At 73.5% G+C, this 16,341-nt stretch carries 15 protein-coding genes and 1 pseudogene; 8 read left to right on the forward strand and 8 right to left on the reverse strand.

All coding sequences use genetic code 11. The annotated features are described in order from the left end of the window. Window positions 1–57: 57 nt before the first annotated feature. From C9F11_RS25375 to C9F11_RS25385, 3 genes are read left to right on the forward strand one after another with little or no spacing between them, the layout of a single operon-like run. Complete coding sequence (locus C9F11_RS25375; protein WP_138961409.1) at window positions 58–1,200, forward strand: glycine betaine/L-proline ABC transporter ATP-binding protein; 1,143 nt, start codon at window positions 58–60, stop codon at window positions 1,198–1,200. Continuing rightward, window positions 1,200–3,167: an ABC transporter permease subunit gene (locus tag C9F11_RS25380; protein WP_138961410.1), complete on the forward strand. Its 1,968-nt coding sequence runs from the start codon at window positions 1,200–1,202 to the stop codon at window positions 3,165–3,167. The genes C9F11_RS25375 and C9F11_RS25380 overlap by 1 nt, the downstream gene beginning before the upstream one ends. Before the next feature lies 1 nt (window position 3,168). Next, a complete protein-coding gene (locus C9F11_RS25385) occupies window positions 3,169–4,134 on the forward strand; it encodes an ABC transporter substrate-binding protein (protein WP_138961411.1) in 966 nt (321 codons plus the stop codon). Window positions 4,135–4,288: 154 nt separating this feature from the next. Here the strand turns inward: C9F11_RS25385 and C9F11_RS25390 are convergent, their stop codons facing one another. Then, window positions 4,289–5,026 (reverse strand): isocitrate lyase/phosphoenolpyruvate mutase family protein, encoded by a 738-nt coding sequence (locus C9F11_RS25390; protein WP_138961412.1) that lies wholly within the window; start codon window positions 5,024–5,026, stop codon window positions 4,289–4,291. Window positions 5,027–5,078: 52 nt separating this feature from the next. Next, on the reverse strand, window positions 5,079–5,537 hold the full coding sequence (locus C9F11_RS25395) for a carboxymuconolactone decarboxylase family protein (protein WP_249402225.1): 459 nt from the start codon (window positions 5,535–5,537) through the stop codon (window positions 5,079–5,081). A gap of 160 nt (window positions 5,538–5,697) precedes the next feature. On the opposite strand from C9F11_RS25395, the gene C9F11_RS25400 reads away from it, so the two are divergent. Next, window positions 5,698–7,143, forward strand: a complete 1,446-nt coding sequence (locus tag C9F11_RS25400; RefSeq protein ID WP_138961414.1) for a PLP-dependent aminotransferase family protein — start codon at window positions 5,698–5,700, stop codon at window positions 7,141–7,143. A 46-nt stretch (window positions 7,144–7,189) separates the two neighbouring features. On the opposite strand, the gene C9F11_RS25405 is transcribed toward C9F11_RS25400, so the two are convergent. Continuing rightward, window positions 7,190–7,933 (reverse strand): NAD(P)H-binding protein, encoded by a 744-nt coding sequence (locus C9F11_RS25405; RefSeq protein ID WP_138961415.1) that lies wholly within the window; start codon window positions 7,931–7,933, stop codon window positions 7,190–7,192. A gap of 117 nt (window positions 7,934–8,050) precedes the next feature. On the opposite strand from C9F11_RS25405, the gene C9F11_RS25410 reads away from it, so the two are divergent. Further along, window positions 8,051–8,524, forward strand: a complete 474-nt coding sequence (locus C9F11_RS25410; RefSeq protein WP_138961416.1) for an Rrf2 family transcriptional regulator — start codon at window positions 8,051–8,053, stop codon at window positions 8,522–8,524. A 25-nt stretch (window positions 8,525–8,549) separates the two neighbouring features. On the opposite strand, the gene C9F11_RS25415 is transcribed toward C9F11_RS25410, so the two are convergent. Further along, the gene (locus C9F11_RS25415) at window positions 8,550–9,371 is read right to left on the reverse strand and encodes a hypothetical protein (RefSeq protein ID WP_138966978.1); all 822 of its coding nucleotides are present in this window, start codon (window positions 9,369–9,371) and stop codon (window positions 8,550–8,552) included. A 421-nt stretch (window positions 9,372–9,792) separates the two neighbouring features. Here C9F11_RS25415 and C9F11_RS25420 point away from each other — a divergent pair. The 3 genes and pseudogenes from C9F11_RS25420 to C9F11_RS25430 all read left to right on the forward strand — a co-directional run. Then, window positions 9,793–10,053: pseudogene (locus C9F11_RS25420) on the forward strand (glutathionylspermidine synthase family protein); the annotation flags it as partial. A gap of 68 nt (window positions 10,054–10,121) precedes the next feature. Further along, window positions 10,122–10,745: a hypothetical protein gene (locus C9F11_RS25425; RefSeq protein WP_138961417.1), complete on the forward strand. Its 624-nt coding sequence runs from the start codon at window positions 10,122–10,124 to the stop codon at window positions 10,743–10,745. A gap of 158 nt (window positions 10,746–10,903) precedes the next feature. Further along, the gene (locus C9F11_RS25430; RefSeq protein ID WP_249401884.1) at window positions 10,904–12,448 is read left to right on the forward strand and encodes a carboxylesterase family protein; all 1,545 of its coding nucleotides are present in this window, start codon (window positions 10,904–10,906) and stop codon (window positions 12,446–12,448) included. On the opposite strand, the gene C9F11_RS25435 is transcribed toward C9F11_RS25430, so the two are convergent. The 4 genes from C9F11_RS25435 to C9F11_RS25450 form a co-directional block, all read right to left on the reverse strand. After that, complete coding sequence (locus tag C9F11_RS25435) at window positions 12,441–14,012, reverse strand: alpha/beta hydrolase (protein ID WP_138961418.1); 1,572 nt, start codon at window positions 14,010–14,012, stop codon at window positions 12,441–12,443. The two genes, C9F11_RS25430 and C9F11_RS25435, sit on opposite strands and share 8 nt — an antisense overlap. A 182-nt stretch (window positions 14,013–14,194) precedes the next feature. Then, a complete protein-coding gene (locus C9F11_RS25440) occupies window positions 14,195–14,542 on the reverse strand; it encodes a hypothetical protein (protein WP_138961419.1) in 348 nt (115 codons plus the stop codon). Window positions 14,543–14,698: 156 nt separating this feature from the next. Continuing rightward, window positions 14,699–15,145: a hypothetical protein gene (locus C9F11_RS25445; RefSeq protein ID WP_138961420.1), complete on the reverse strand. Its 447-nt coding sequence runs from the start codon at window positions 15,143–15,145 to the stop codon at window positions 14,699–14,701. Between the two features lie 266 nt (window positions 15,146–15,411). Then, entirely contained in the window at window positions 15,412–16,302 is an 891-nt protein-coding gene (locus tag C9F11_RS25450) for a polysaccharide deacetylase family protein (RefSeq protein ID WP_138961421.1), read from the reverse strand. Between the last annotated feature and the right edge of the window lie 39 nt (window positions 16,303–16,341).

The following is a 16,341-nucleotide window of genomic DNA, read 5'->3' on the forward strand; positions in this document are numbered from 1 at the left end:
TGTGACCGTCGAGACGCCCGTGACCGCGGCCGTCGCCACGCGCCGAGGTGAGACCCGATGAGCGAAACCGCCACCACGACCACGACGGAGCCCGCCGCGGCGGACAGCCCCGTCTTCGCCGTCCGGAACCTGTGGAAGGTCTTCGGGCCGAAGTGCGAGCGGGTCCCCGGCGACCCGGAGCTGACCGCCCTCGACCCCGCCGAACTGCGCGAGCGCACCGGCTGCACCGCCGCCGTGCGGGACGTGTCCTTCGAGGTCAACAAGGGCGAGGTCTTCGTCGTCATGGGCCTGTCGGGCTCCGGCAAGTCCACGCTCGTGCGCTGCCTGACCCGCCTCATCGAGCCCACGTCCGGCTCCGTCGCCATCGACGGCGAGGACGTCCTCGCCATGGACAAGGCGCGCCTGCGCGAACTGCGCCGCCACCGCGCGTCCATGGTCTTCCAGCACTTCGGCCTGCTCCCGCACCGCACGGTCCTCGACAACGTCGCCTACGGCCTGGAGATCCAGGGCGTCGGCAAGGCCGAGCGGCGCGAGCGGGCCGCCGAGGTCGTCGCCAAGGTGGGCCTCGAAGGCCTGGAGGCGCGCAAGCCCGGCCAGCTCTCCGGCGGCCAGCAGCAGCGCGTCGGCCTGGCCCGCGCGCTCGCCGCCGACCCCGAGGTCCTGCTCTTCGACGAGCCGTTCAGCGCCCTCGACCCGCTGATCCGCCGCGACATGCAGGAGGAGGTCGTGCGCCTGCACCGCGAGGAGGGCCGCACGATGGTCTTCATCACCCACGACCTCAGCGAGGCCCTCAAGCTCGGCGACCGCATCGCCCTGATGCGCGACGGCCGCGTCGTCCAGCTCGGCACGCCCGAGGAGATCGTCGGCTCCCCGGCCGACGACTACGTCCGCGACTTCGTCCGGGACGTGCCGCGCGAGCAGGTCATCACGGTCCGCAGCGCCATGCGGCCCCTGGACCCCGCGTCCGAGCGGGACGAGCGCGGCCCGGCGGTCGCGCCCGACGCCACCGTGTCCGAGGCCATCGAGGCCGTGGCCCGCTCCGGCTTCCCGGCCCGCGTGATGGACGACGGGCGCTGCCTCGGCGTCGTCGACCAGGAGCACCTGCTCGGCGTGGTCGCGGGCGTGCGGACCCCGGCGGCCGCCCCGAAGGCCGTGCCCGCCGCGCCCGCGGACGCCGTACCGGGCGAGGTGAGCGCCTGATGGCATCCGCCACCGCGTCCACGCCCGTACGGGATACCGGGCTCGGCGCCCTGCTCCGGCACCGCACCGTGCACAAGCTCCTGCTGCTCGCCCTCGCGGCGGCGATCACCGTGCCGATCGTCAACGCCAAGTGGGCCTCCGGCGCCTGGCCGGACGCGCTCACCGTCGACCTCTCCGAGCCGCTCGGCAAGGCCAGCGACTGGATCATCGACAACCGCGACAGCCACCCGCTGTTCGTCTACTTCCTCGGCCACGTCTCCAACGCCGTCGTGCTGTCCGTGCGCGGCGTCTACCTGGTGCTGCTCGCCGCGGGCTGGGCGGGCGTGACCGCCGCCGCGGGCGTCATCGCCTGGCGCGTGGCGGGCGTGCGGCTCGCCGCGGTGGCCGCCGCCGCGTTCGGCGTGTGCGGCCTGCTCGGCATGTGGGTGCCGACGATGCAGACGCTCGCCCTGATGACCGTCGCGGTCCTCGCGTCCGTGCTCCTCGGCACGGCGCTCGGCCTCGCCGCCGGGCTGAACGACCGGGTCTTCCGCATGATGCGCCCGGTCCTCGACACCATGCAGGTGCTCCCGGCCTTCGCCTACCTCCTGCCGGTCGTCCTGGTCTTCGGCATCGGCGTGCCCGCCGCCGTCTTCGCGACGGTCGTGTACGCGGCCCCGCCGATGGCCCGCCTCACGGCACTCGGCCTGCGCGGCGCCGACGGCGGCGTGATGGAGGCCGTCGCGTCGCTCGGCGCGACCGGCCGCCAGCGCCTGCTCTCCGCGCGCCTGCCGCTGGCCCGCAAGGAGCTCCTGCTCGGCCTCAACCAGACGATCATGATGGCGCTCTCCATGGCCGTCATCGCGTCCGTGATCGGCGCGGGCGGCCTCGGCGACCGCGTCTACCAGGCGCTCGCCTCCGTCGACGTCGGCCAGGCGCTCGCCGCGGGCATCCCCATCGTGCTGCTCGCCGTCGTCCTGGACCGCGTCACCGGTGCCGCGGGCGAACGCCTCGGCGCCCAGACCGAGGACACCTCGCCGCTGCGCGGCTGGCGCGGCTGGTCCCTGGCCGCCGCCGTGACCCTCGCCTGCGCGCTCGCCGCCCGGTTCGCCGACCGCCTGGAGTGGCCGACGAGCTGGGTCGTGCAGATCGCCGAGCCGGTCAACACCGCCAAGGACTGGATGGTCGACCACCTCTACACGGGCGTGCCCGTGGTGGGCGGCACCGCCGACTGGGCCGCGCACTTCACCACGTACGTGCTCGACCCCGTGCGCGACGGACTCCAGGGCCTGCCCTGGTGGTCGCTGCTGCTCATCGTCGCCGCCCTCGCCTGGGTGATCGGCACCTGGCAGACCGCGCTCACGGCCGTCCTCGCGATGGCGGCGATCGGCGTGCTCGACGTGTGGAACGCCTCCCTCGACACGCTCTCGCAGGTCCTCGCGGGCGTCGCCGTGACCCTGGTCCTCGGCTTCGCGATCGGCGTGGCGGCCTCCCGCAGCCGGCGCCTGGAACGCCTGCTGCGGCCCGTCCTCGACGTCTTCCAGACGATGCCGCAGTTCGTGTACCTGATCCCGGTCGTCGCGCTCTTCGGCGTCGGCCGCGCCCCGGCGGTCTTCGCCGCCGTCGTGTACGCGCTGCCCGCCGTCGTGCGCATCACCACGCAGGGCCTGCGGCAGGTCAGCCCCGCCGCGATGGAGTCCGCGAAGTCCCTCGGCGCCACCAACTGGCAGGTCCTGCGCCAGGTCCAGCTGCCGCTTGCCCGCCCGGCGCTGCTGCTCGCCCTCAACCAGGGCGTCGTGCTCGTCCTCGCCGTCGTCGTCATCGGCGGCCTGGTCGGCGGCGGGGCGCTCGGCTACGACGTCCTCGCCGGTCTGGCCCGCGGCGACCTGGCGACCGGTCTGGTCGGCGGCATCGCCATCGTCTGCCTCGGCCTGATGCTCGACCGGGTGACGCAGCCGACGGAACGCCGCGCGAAGAAGGGAGCCTGACATGCGGACGCGTACCCGTGTCATCGCCGCGGCCGGTGCGGGGGCGGCCCTGCTCGCCCTCTCCGGCTGCGGCAAGGCCGACATGAGCAAGCAGGCGTCCCCGTACGCCAACGCGGCGGGCGCCAAGACCGTGACGCTGTCCGTGCAGTCCTGGGTGGGCGCGCAGGCCGACGTCGCCGTCGCCGAGTACCTGCTCAAGCACGAGCTCGGCTACCGCGTCGACAAGGTCCAGATCGACGAGATCCCGGCCTGGGACGCGCTCAGCCAGGGCCGCGTCGACGCGATCATGGAGGACTGGGGCCACCCGGACCAGGAACAGCGCTACATCAAGGACAAGAAGACCATCGTCCCCGGCGGCGACGTCGGCGTGACCGGTCACATCGGCTGGTACGTCCCCACGTACTTCGCGAAGAAGCACCCCGACGTCACCGACTGGAAGAACCTCAACAAGTACGCGAAGGACTTCCGCACCCCGGAGTCCGGCGGCAAGGGCCAGCTCATGGACGGCTCCCCGTCCTACGTCACCAACGACAAGGCCCTCGTGGAGAACCTCGACCTGGACTACAAGGTCGTCTTCGCGGGCTCCGAGGCGGCCCAGATCACCCAGATCGAACAGTTCGCCAAGCAGCAGAAGCCCTTCCTCACCTACTGGTACAAGCCCCAGTGGCTGTTCAAGAAGGTGCCGATGACGGAGGTCAAGCTGCCCGCGTACAAGGAGGGCTGCGACGCCGACCCCGCGAAGATCAAGTGCGCCTACCCGCACACGCCGCTCCAGAAGTACTTCAACGCGGACTTCGCGAAGAACGGCGGCGACGCGGCGGCCTTCCTGAAGCGCTTCAAGTGGACCGAGGCCGACCAGAACGAGGTCTCCCTGATGATCGCCGACAAGAAGATGTCCCCCGAGGACGCGGCGGAGCGCTGGCTCGCGGACAACGAGTCCAAGTGGAAGGCCTGGCTGCCGAAGTAGCCCTCGCCGGAGGGGCTGAATCTCTGCCGCAACCGGCGACAGATCCAGCCCGTCCGGCGTTTGAGGACGAGGCGCGGAGCGCCGACGAACGGGGGTCCAAGGGGGCGGAGCCCCCTTGTTCGGGAAGGGGCGGGTCAGGGGCGCCCCGCGAGGGCTAGAGCAGCTGCTTCGCGATGTCGCGCAAGGCGCCCATGGCCTGCTGGTGCAGCCCCGGCCCGAAGGTGACCCGCGTCGCGCCGAGCCGCCCCAGCTCCCGGGGAGAGGGCCCACCGGGCAGCGCGATCACGTTCAGCGGCCCCCCGACCGCGACGCGCAGCGCGGGCAGCACCTCCACCGGCGCCTTGATGACGTAGACGCAGTCCGCCCCGGCCTCGACGTAGAGCCGCGCCCGCGCCACGGTCTCCTCGAAGTCCGCGACCCCGCGCACGTACGTGTCGACGCGCGCGTTGACGAACAGCTCGCGTCCGGCCGCCTCCCGCACCGCCGCGAGGTAGTCCGCCTGCTCCCGGGGGTCCTTGAGGGTGCCCGGCGGCGCGTCCTCGCGGCCCCCGGAGTCCTCCAGGTTGCAGCCGACGGCCCCGGCGTCGAGCAGCCGCCCCACCAGCTGGCGCGCGGGCAGCCCGTACCCGTCCTCGACGTCCGCGCTGACCGGCACGGACACGGCCCGCGCCACCCGCGCGACCGCCTCGAACATCTCGCGCGGCGGCACGGACCCGTCGGCGTGGCCGAGGGCGGCGGCGACGCCCGCGCTGGGCGTGGCGAGCGCGGGGAAGCCGGCCTCCTCGAAGACGCGGGCGCTGGCCGCGTCCCACGGGCCGGGCAGGACGAGCGGGTCGCCCGGCGCCCGTCCGTGGTGCAGGGCGCCGAACGCCTCGGCAGTGCACTTGCTCATGGGTGGTGCTCATCCTCTCGGGGCTTGCGGGAACGCGCGCGGCGCGCCGGTGCTACTCGGCGGGCCGGTGCGCGGTGGACCCGGGCGTGTAGTGCCCGGGCACCATGCGCGTGGTCACGGCGAACCGGTTCCAGCCGTTGATCAGGGTGATCGCGGCGATGAGATGGGCCAGCTCCGTGTCGTCGAAGTGGCGCGCGGCGCGCTCGTACACCGCGTCGGGGACGAAGCCGTCGGTGAGGACGGTCACGGCCTCCGTCAGCTCGATGGCGGCGATCTCCCGGGCCGTGTAGAAGTGCTTGGACTCCTCCCAGGTGGACAGCTGCACGATCCGCTCGACGCTCTCACCGGCCGCGAGGGCGTCCTTGGTGTGCATGTCGAGGCAGAACGCGCAGTGGTTGATCTGCGAGGCCCGGATCTGTATGAGCTCGAAGAGGACCGGGTCCACCCCGCGCTTGGCGGCCGCGGCGAACCGGATCATGGCCTTGTACGCCTCCGGGGCCAGCTCGGCCATGTTGAGGCGGGGCGTGTGCTCGGGCAGCCGCTCGTCGTGGGCGTGCGCGGTGGCGGGCGCGTGCGGGGCGGCGGGCGTGTGCGGGGCGGCGGCGGTCTGCGTCGGGTGCGTCATGGCTTGAACCTACGAGGTGATTTGCCCACCGGTATGGTCCATTCCCATGGAGAAATCTTGGGCCACTTCCGGCGAAGCGGACACCCCCGGCCCCACGGGCCCCCACGGGGGCTGGAGCGTGGACCTCCATCTCGACGCGCCCGGCAAGGGCTCCCGCTCCGGGGTGCGCCGCAGCCTCACCGACGCGCTGCGCGACGCGGTCCGCGGCGGCCGTCTCGCGCCGGGCACGCGCCTGCCGTCGTCCCGTACGCTCGCCGCCGACCTGGGCGTCGCGCGCAACACGGTCGCCGACGCGTACGCGGACCTCGTCGCGGAGGGCTGGCTGACCGCCCGGCAGGGCTCGGGCACCCGGGTCGCCGCCCGTGACGTGCCGCGCCCGGTGGCGTCCGCGCGCCCGCCCCGCAGCGGTGGCGCCCCGGTCCACGACCTGACGCCGGGCACGCCGGACGTCGCGTCCTTCCCGCGCGGGGAGTGGCTGAAGGCGGCGCGGCGCGCCCTGGCCGCGGCCCCGAACGACGCGCTCGGCTACGGCGATCCGCGCGGCAGGATCGAGCTGCGCACGGCCCTCGCCGCGTATCTCTCCCGGGCCCGGGGCGTACACGCCGAACCGGACCGGATCGTCGTCGTGCCCGGCTTCGTGCACGGCCTGACGCTGCTCGGCGAGCTGCTCGGCGCGCGCGGCCTGCGGGAGATCGCGGTCGAGCCGTACGGTCTCGATCTGCACTGGGACCGCCTGGAGCGGATGGGCCTCGCGACCCGGCCGCTCGGGCTCGACGAACTCGGTACGCGCACCGACGGGTTGGCCGCGCACCGGGCGGTCCTGCTGACGCCCGCCCACCAGTTCCCCATCGGCGTACCGCTGCATCCCGACCGGCGGTCGCAGGCCGTGCGGTGGGCGCGGCGGTCGGACGGGCTGATCCTGGAGGACGACTACGACGGCGAGTTCCGCTACGACCGGCAGGCGGTCGGCGCGCTCCAGGGCCTCGACCCGGACCGGGTGGTGTACCTGGGCACGGCCAGCAAGTCCCTCGCGCCGGGCCTGCGGATCGCCTGGATGGTGCTCCCGGCCGCGCTGGCCTCGGAGGTGGCCGAGCTGAAGGACCGGGCGGGGGCATCGGGCGGCGCCATCGACCAGCTGACGCTCGCGGAGTTCCTGACGTCCGGGGCGTACGACCGCCATGTGCGCTCGGTGCGGCTTCGCTACCGGCGCCGCCGCGACCAGCTGGTGGCCGCCGTGGCCGAGCGAGCGCCCGACGTCCGCGTCACCGGCATCGCGGCGGGCCTGCACGCGGTGCTCCAACTGCCGCCCGGCACCGAGCAGGTGGTGGTGCAGTCCGCGAGCTGGCAGCGGCTCGCGGTCCAGGGCCTGTCCCGCTTCCGCCACCCCGGGGCGGTCGCGGACCGCCGGGACGCGCTGGTGGTCGGCTACGGCACGCCCGCCGACCACACCTGGGCCGCGGCCCTCGACGCGCTGTGCCGCTCGCTGCCGTGATCTCGGGCCGGGGCCCGGCCGTGCGCCGGGCCCGGGGCGCCTCGGGCTAGCCCTGCGCGGCCAGCCACTCCTCGAAGGTGGTGGGCATGATGCGCGCGCCGTCGCCGGGGAGCAGCGCGTCGCCCGCCATGTCCGGGCCGAACAGGCCCGACCAGGTCGGGACCAGCTTCACCGTGCGGCCCTGGGCCTGGAGCGTGCGCCGGGCCATGTCGACCATGTCCTGCGGGTCGGGCCCGGCCACGTCCTGATACCGGCCCAGGGGCGTGCCGGCCGCGACCTCGGCGAGGACGCTCGCCACGTCGTCGGGCGCGACCGGCTGGAGGAGCAGCGGCGCGACGGTGGCGACGCCGTCCTGCTCGGTCCAGCTCGCGACCATCGCGGCGAAGTCGTGGAACTGCGTGGCCGGGACGACGGTCCACGGCACCGGGCCCGCGGCGACCAGGCGCTCCTGCTCGCGCTTGCCCGCGTAGTGCGCGTTGCCCTCGACGCGGTCCATGCCCGCGATGGACAGCAGGACGTGGTGCTTGACCCCGGCCTTCTCCTCGGCGGCGAGGAGGTTCCCCGTGGTGGTGCCGAAGTACGCGACGGTCTCCGCGGGGTCGCCGGCCGTGCAGTTGGTGGTGTCCACGACCGCGTCCACCCCGGCGAGGGCGGCGTCGAGCCCCTCCCCGGTGGTCAGGTCCACGCCCAGCGAGCGGCTGACGCGCACGACGTCGTGGCCCGCCTTCTCCAGTACGGCGACGGTGCGGGCCCCGATGCTCCCGGTGGCTCCGGCGACGGCGATGCGCATGACGATCTCCCCTGGTCCGTGTGTCCCTTGGTGCCTCGTTCGGTACCCGAACCATATCTCGGACTAAATGTATCCGCAATATCCCGGATCCCGGATGTCCGGGATAGACTCGACGGCATGAAGCTGCCTGTGAGTACGGAGTGGGTGTTGCACTGCGCCACGTCGCTGGCGCAGCTGGAGCCGGGCGCGACCGCGTCGGCCGGACAGCTCGCGGGGTACTTCGACGTGCCGCAGGCCTATCTCGCCAAGCAGCTCCAGCCGCTGGTCAAGGCCGGTGTCCTCGCCGCGACGACGGGCCCCAGGGGCGGCTTCCGGCTGGCCCGCCCGGTCGCGGACATCACGCTGCTCGACATCGTCGAGGCGGTGGACGGCGCGGCGTCCCCCTACGAGTGCCGGGAGATCCGCCAGCGGGGCCGGGGCGCGCTGCCCGCCGAGGACTGCCGCGCCGCCTGCCCCATCGCGGCGAAGATGGCCACGGCCCACACCGCCTGGCGCACCAGCCTCGCCGCGGTCACCCTGGCCGACCTCCTCACCGAACTCCCGGAGTGGGCCCCGGAGCGCACCCGGCGTCTCCTCGTGGGCACGGGGTAGCGCCCCCCCCGGGGGGGGGCGGGTCTCAGTCGGTGGGGGCCTCGCCGAAGCGGGCCAGGGCCAGGGCTCCCGCCACCGCCACCGCGAAGCCGAGGACGGCCAGCCAGCCGAGCCCCTCGCGGGTGCGGTCGCCGAGCCAGACCACGCCCACCAGGGCGGGGCCGATGGTCTCGCCGATGACCATGCCCGCCGTGGCGGCGGTGACCGAGCCGCGCTGGAGGGCGGAGGTGAGGAGGAGGAACGCGGCGCCGCCGCCGATCAGGAGCGCGTACGCGGCGGGGTTGGCGACGAGCGCCCCCGGCGAGACGTCGTCGATGAGGCGCACGGTCACCTCGACCACGCCGAAGCCGCAGCCCGCCCCGAGGCCGAGGGCCACCGCCCGCGCCCGGTCCGGAAGGCGTCCGGCCACGGCCCCGAGCAGCAGCACGGCCAGGGCGACGCCCAGCATCGCGAGCCGCAGCCCCGTGGACCCGCCCTTGTCGCCCTCCTCGCCGGACGCGAGGCCGAGCAGGGCGAGCCCGGCGCAGACGACGCCGATCGCGCCCCACTCCGTACCGCTGAGCCGCACTCCGAGGAGCCGCGCCGCGGTCACGGCCGTCACGGCGAGGGAGGCGGCGAGCGCGGCGCCCACCGCGTAGATGGGCACGGACCGCAGGGCCACGATCTGGAGCAGGAACCCGACCCCGTCCAGGGCGAGTCCGGCCACGTACCGCCACTGCCGCACGGCGCGCAGCAGCAGTGCGGGGTCGACGCCTGACCCCGTCCCGGGCGCGGTCGAGCGCGCCGCGACCGCCTGCAACACCGAGGCCATGCCGAAGCAGACCGCCGAACCGAGCGCGCAAATCATCCCAAGAGTCACGAAGTGACTGTAGGGGAGGGGGTTTGCGGGTGTGCGGGCGGGAGCCCGGTTGGCGGCGCGGAGCAGCGGCTCTCTAGGCTGACCGCCGTTTCGCATACCGACACGGGGGAGTGTCCGTCAGCCATGCCGTCCGTCATGCCACCAGGCTTGCCGCGAACCCTGCCGCAAGCTCCGCCGCGAGCCCTGCCATTCGTCCCGCTGGAGCGGACACCGGTGCGGACACCGGTGCGGATGCCGGTGTGCCGCGGCCGCCGCACCGTCAGCCACCGCGGGTCCGCCGCCCGGGACGGTCTCGGCCGCCCGGGCGGCGGCCGCGCCTGAGCGGGGCCCGCCGCCATGGAACGCCGCACCACCGCCCCCCCCGCCCCGGACGGCGACCGGCCGTCGAGGGCCGGGGCGCACCGGCCCGCCGCACTGGGACGAATCCGCGTACTACGTCTTCTCCCGGCCCGAGGTCGAGGCCCTGGCGGAGGCGGTCGAGGAGCTGCACGCCATGTGCCTGGCGGCGGCCGGACACCTGGTCGAGCACGACCGCCTCGCCGACCTCGGCATCACGGACCCGCGCCTGGCCGCCCTGGTGACGGAGGCCTGGCACCGCAGGGCCGAACTGCCGTCCCTGTGCGGCCGGTTCGACCTGCGCTACGACGGCTCGGGCCCGGCCAGGCTCCTGTCATCCCCCCTCATCGCCCTCATCCCCCCTCATCCCCCCTCATCGGTACAGAGCAGAAAGCACAGCACATGAGCACTCAGCGAGCACCCCAGTACCGTCGGCGCCTCGGCCTCGTGGCCGTCGCGGCCGCCGCCGCCGTCACCCTGACCGCGTGCGGCGGCTCGGACGACTCCGACCGGGGCAAGGGCGGCAAGTCCGGCGCGCGGGCCAGTGAGGCCCCGAAGGACCTGAAGGTCGGCCAGGCGGGCCCGGCGCAGGAGATCACCCGGTACGACAAGACCGGCAAGTTCTCGATCACGCCGACGAAGGTCACCGTCGGCAAGCCCGCGGACCTCAAGGAGCTGGACGACGAGAAGAAGTACAAGGGCAAGAAGGTCGCCTGGATCTACGTCAAGGCGAAGCTGGTCGGCGGGTCCCCGGTGAAGCAGCCGATGGTGATGGGCAACGTCAACGCCGAGACCTCCGACGGCAGCCCGGCCACGAGGTTCATCCTCATCGGCGCCCTCTCCAGCCAGCCCGCGGACTGCGTGGGCAACGACGGCAAGCGGGAACTGGGCCGCGAGGACATCTGGAAGAAGGGCGAGGAGCGCACGGTGTGCGAGCCCTATCTGATCCCGGCCGACGCCACGGTCAAGTCGGTGACCTACTCGCAGGGCTTCTACAAGGAGCCCCTCAAGTGGGCGCTGCGGTAACCCCGTTCGGAATCGGCCACATTCCGCGAACGGAGCGTGGTCGGACGCTCACTCTGGGAAGAGTTGACGGCACCCTCGCGGGAACGGTCCCGCGAGGGTGCCGTCAGGGGGACCGGCACCCGCCTGCGGGCCCGTCCCGCGTGCCGGCGAGGAGCCCAGTGTCCGACCACACCGCCATCGAGGCACCGACCGCGTACGGCCCCGTCTCCGGGCGCGTCGTGAACGACGTCGCCACCTTCCTCGGCATCCCGTACGCGGCCCCGATGACCGGCGAGGCGCGGTTCGCCGCCCCGGCCCCGCCCGAGCCGTGGTCCGAGGCGCGCCCGGCGCACGCGTTCGGCGCGACCTCGCCGAAGCCGCCGTTCCCCGGCCGCCTCGCGGACCTGCTCACGGACCCGGACATCGAGGGCGACGACTGGCTCAACCTCAACGTGTGGACGCCCGACACGACACCGGACCAGCCCCTTCCGGTGTTCGTGTGGATCCACGGCGGCGGCTTCACCAACGGCTCGTCGGCGGTGCCCTGTTACGACGGCGCCGCCTTCGCCCGCGACGGCGTGGTCTGTGTGTCCCTCAACTACCGCCTCGGCGTGTACGGCTTCGGCTATCTGCCCGACGCCGAGACCCCCGCCAACCGCGGTCTGCTGGACCAGATCTCCGCCCTGCGCTGGGTCCGCGACAACATAGCGGGCTTCGGCGGCGACCCGGAGCGGGTCACCGTGGCCGGTGAGTCCGCCGGGGCCATGAGCGTCCTGGCGCTGCTCTCGGCGGGCGTCGACCTGTTCCAGCGGGCGATCGTGCAGAGCGGCACCGCGCACCTCGGCCAGACGCCCGAGGACGCCGCCCTGGTGCTGGGCGCCGTCGCCGAGCGCCTCGGCGTGCCCGCGTCCGCCAAGGCGCTCGCCGAGGTCCCGGTCGCCCGCCTCATCGAGGAGCAGAACGCGGTCAGCGGCGACGTCACGAAGACCGCCAGCGCGGTCAAGTACGGGCAGAGCACCATCGACTCCTGCGGCATGTCGTTCCTGCCCGTCGTCGGCGAGGGCCAGCTGCTGACCCAGCGGCCCATCGACGCGATCCGCGAGCAGGCGGGCGCCAACGTCCCGCTGCTCGTCGGCTCCACCGTCGAGGAGATGCGCCTGTTCGTGACCAGCAACTTCATGGTCGGCTGGGACCTGCCCGCGCTCTTCAAGCCCCGCCTGAAGGCGTACGGCTGCCCCGACGGATCGTACGAGAAGTACGACGTGGACGGGCCGGTCTACCCGCGCAAGGCGGCGCCCGGCGTGGCCTCGGCCGTCCTGACCGACCGGATGTTCCGCATCCCCTCCAGCCGGGTCGCCGAGGCCCGCGAGGGCGGTGCCGCGCCGACGCACTTGTACGAGTTCGGCTGGCGCTCCCCGGTCGCCGCCAACAACGTCAAGGTGGCGCTCGGTGCCTGTCACAGCCTGGACCTGCCCTTCGCCTGGGACACGCTGCGGCTGCCGGAGAACCTGAAGTTCACCGGGCCGAACCCGCCCCAGGCGGCGGCCGACGCGCTGCACGCCGCGTGGGTGGGCTTCGCCAAGGGCGAGGAGCCCGGCTGGCCCGCGTACGACGCGCTGAACCGGAAGGTGATGTCGTACGCGCACGACAACACCGCGGAGGACAAGGTCGTCGACAAGCCGCGCGAAGGAGAGCGTGCTTGGTGGGACGGGCACCTCAACTAGCCGTGCAGGTCCGGTCCCTCGCGGGCAGCTCGCCCGTCGCCAGGTAGGCGTTGACGTGGTCGTCCACGCAGGTGTCGCCGTACTCGCCGTACAGCCCGTGGCGGTTGGCGCCCTCGAGGGTGATCAGCCTGGCGGCGGGCAGGCGGTGCCGCAGGGCGACGCTGCCCTCGTACGGGGCGCGGGGGTCGCCGGTGGCGGCCACGATCAGCGCGCGGGTGTCGTGCCGCACCCGCGTGGGCTGCTCGCGGGGGCGGTCCCAGAAGGCGCACGGGGTGATGTTGCGGGTGAGCGGGCCGAGCAGCGGGTGCCGGGTGCGGGCGCGCCGGATGTCGCGCCAGTAGCTCTCCGGGTCGCGCGGGGCGGCCACGTCCCCGCACAGGATCGCGGTCTGCGCGCTGCCGGAGGCGGAGTCCGCGCCGGTGGTCGCGTACCGCAGCAGTTCCGCGAGGTGCCGCGGCAGCCGGACCCGCTTCCCCGCGGCGGCCCCGGCGAGCACGGACACCGTCTCGCCGAGCGCCGCGCGGGCGCTGTCCGTGTCGTCCGCGATGCCTTCCACGAGCAGGAACGGCACGTGGGAGTCGTCGACGCGGAAGACGTCCGCACCGGTGCCGAGCGTCAGCCCGCGCGCGGACCTCGCCACGATCCGGTCGACGGTGGCGAGCACCTGGGCGCGGCTGCGGCCGAGCCCGTACGTCCCGTGCCGCCGCGCCGTCCAGGAGGCCCAGTCCGCGAGGGCCCGTTCGTTCTCGCGCTCGGCGCCCTTGAGGAGCCGCGGCTGGTAGCGCGCGGTGTCGAGGGCGCCGTCGAGCACGACGCGGTCGTACCGGCCGGGGAACATCTGCGTGTAGACGGTGCCGAGATACGTGCCGTACGAGTACCCGAGGTAGGACAGCTTCTCCTCCCCGAGGGCGCCCCGGACGACGTCCATGTCGCGGGCGGTGTTGCGGGTACTGATGTGCGGCAGCACCGCCGCGTCGGTGGCGCGGCACTGGTCGGCGAGGTTCTTCTGGAGGGCGGCCTGGCGCTCGAAGCCCGCGCGGCCGGTCCCGGCGGAGAGGACGGCGGTGCTGACGGGCCAGCCGCAGTCCAGCGGGGTGCTGCGGCCGACGAAGCGCGGGTCCATGCCGATGAGGTCGTAGCGCGCGCCGGTCTCCTTCATCGCCTTGCGGATGTCGGGCGGCATGTCGAGCGCGCTGCCGCCGGGCCCGCCGGGGTTGAGGAGCAGCGCGCCCACGCGGTGCCGCCGGTCGGTGGCCTTCAGGCGCGAGACCGCGAGGCGAACGGTCCGCCCCTGGGGCTCGGCGTAGTCGAGCGGCACGGTGACGCCCGCGCACCGCGCCCCCGCCTCGTCGAGGTCTCGCCCCGTGCGGTCGCCGGGGCCTTGGGCGCAGCTGCCCCAGTGGAGGCGCTGCTGGTAGTAGCGGTCGAGCCCGTCGGGGCCCGGCTCCGGCGAAGCACCCACCGGTGCGGCGAGGGCGAGGGTCGCCGCCGCGACGCCGAACACCCCGGCACGCCGCCCCCGTCGGGCCCTCCGGTGCGGCCTGCGCCGCGCGTTGTCGTCCATGGGACCGACGCTAGAAGCGCCCCGCCCCGATGACACTCCGGCGGGCACCCGGGCTGGGGGTAGGGGAAGGCATACCACCGCCTCGGGCGGCCTACCGAACCGCGCTCCGACTCGCCTGCCCGCTGGAGGGAACGGCGGGGCCCGGAAGGGGAGGCCCCGCCGTCGTGCGGGGTGCGGTGGGGCTAGCTGCCGAACTGCACGCTGTACAGCTTGGCGCCGAAGTTGTTGGAGTAGCCGCCGGACTGGAGGCTGCCCCATTCGTTCTGGCAGTTGCCGTCGTAGTACACCCTGGCCGTGGCGTTGGTCTGGTTGGACGCGCCGGTGGCGTGGAAGAGGGTCAGGCACTGGTGGAGGGGCGGGTCGACGATCTGCTGGCTCCCCGCCGTGGCCGACTCGTAGTAGAAGGTGCCGCTGGCGGCGGCCGAGGCGCTGCTCATGGGCAGCGCGGCGAACAGCGCGAGCGCGGCGCCCGACACCAGGGCCAGACGGCCCAGGCGGCGGCGCGGCGCCTCCGTGCGTGTGGTGGTCATGGGACAACGGTTCCGCGTGAGGGCCGGGTGCGACCAGGGAGTACGTCCCTGGGGGGCCGGGAGGGCGGAGCGGGAAGCCTCGGCGCGTGCCCCGTACGTGCGCCGCCCGCGCCCCGGGCGCGGGCACGGGCGGCGACACCCTCGAACGCGCTGGTGCTACTCCTCGTTGAGCGGGCCGACGTACTCCAGCGTCCACGTCTCCTGGAACTCGGGCTTCGGCGGCACCAGCGTGATCTGCGCGCCGCGGTGGCCGGAGCGCAGGGCCAGCTCCTTGTCGGAGTGGATCTTGACGCCGCCGATGACGCGCTCGAACGTGAACTTCGCGAGCTCACCGCGCGGGACGGAGTTCACGTAGAGCTTGTCCTCGGCGATCACCAGGCCCGCCGCCTCGTGGTGGGCGAGACGGACGAGGTAGGGCGAGCCCGGTACCGACTCGACGGGCTCGATGATCCAGTCCTGCTCGATCGGCAGCGGGTTGAGCCGGTCGGTGATCACGGGTGCGCCGTGCTTGACGGCGTACTCCGTGGCGGTCACCACGGCCGACGGGCCGATGATGTGGGCGTGGATCTTGTAGATGCCGGGCTTGATCGGGATCGGGGCCATGAGTGCGCACGTCCTCTCACGCGGTCGGCTTCCCCTCACGGCGAGCCGCCGCCGGGGGAGGGTCCCACCCTCACCGCCCGCCCGGCCTTGACGCACCACGAGAAATCGCCAAGCCGAAGACGGCTCGGACTAATCGGCCTTCATTGCGAAAAGATTGCGTATAGGCGCCATCAGGCCAAAAGGGACTGGAAAACAGGTCAGGGCGGCCGGGAAGTTCCCAGCCGCCCTGATGACCGTGCCGTCGTCGCGCCCGTCGCCGTGACGCGTTACGCGTCCTTGCCGTCCGTGGTGCCCGTCCGCGTGGACCGGTAGTGCTCCGCGATCTCGTCCGACGTCGTCACCCACACCCCGGGGTGGTTCACGATGTACTCGAGTGCCTGGTCCAGGTACTTGGCGCGGAACGCCTGGCCGATGACGAAGGGGTGCAGGGCCAGCGGCATGACGCGCCCGCTGTCCGTGGCCTCCGCCTCCGCGTGCAACTGGTCGACCTGGTCCTTCAGCATCTGTACGAAGTCCGGGCCCGACGTGTTCTTGCTGACGAACAGGCCGATGTCGTTCAGCTCCACCGTGTACGGCACGCTCAGCACGCCCGGCACGTTCAGGGGGAACGGCTGGTCGTCGGCCGTCCAGTCCAGTACGTAGTCGAGGCCCAGCTCCTTGAGCAGCCGCGGGGTGTTGTGGGTCTCGGTCAGGCCGGGGCCCATCCAGCCGCGCGGCCGCGTCCCCGTCGTCCGCTCGATCGTCTCGACGATGTCCTTGAGGGAGGCGCGCTCCTCGTCCTCCGTCATGCCGGTGTGCAGGACCGAGTTGGTCTTGCCGTGCGCGAGCCACGCCCAGTCCCGCTCCCGGCCCGCCTTGACGATCTGCGGGTAGCGGTCGCCGACGTCGGAGTTGAGCAGGACGCTGGCGCGCACCCCGTGCCGGTCCAGGGTCTCCAGGGTGCGCCAGAAGCCCACCCGCGCCCCGTAGTCGCGCCAGCCGTGGTTGAGCGGGTCGGGGGTGAGCTCCGCGGTGCCCGGGTAGATGCTCGTGGAGGGCTTGCCGATCTCGAAGTGCTCCACGTTCAGGCCGATGTAGAAGGCGACGCGCTTGCCTTCCGGCCAGCTGAGCGGCTCGCGCTCGACGATGGGGCTGTAGTCGTAGAGTTCGTTGTCCATCACAATCACCCTCTGAAGTGGCCCGAGCGGCCTGTGGCG

This window comes from Streptomyces sp. YIM 121038 (genome assembly GCF_006088715.1).
GTDB lineage: Bacteria > Actinomycetota > Actinomycetes > Streptomycetales > Streptomycetaceae > Streptomyces.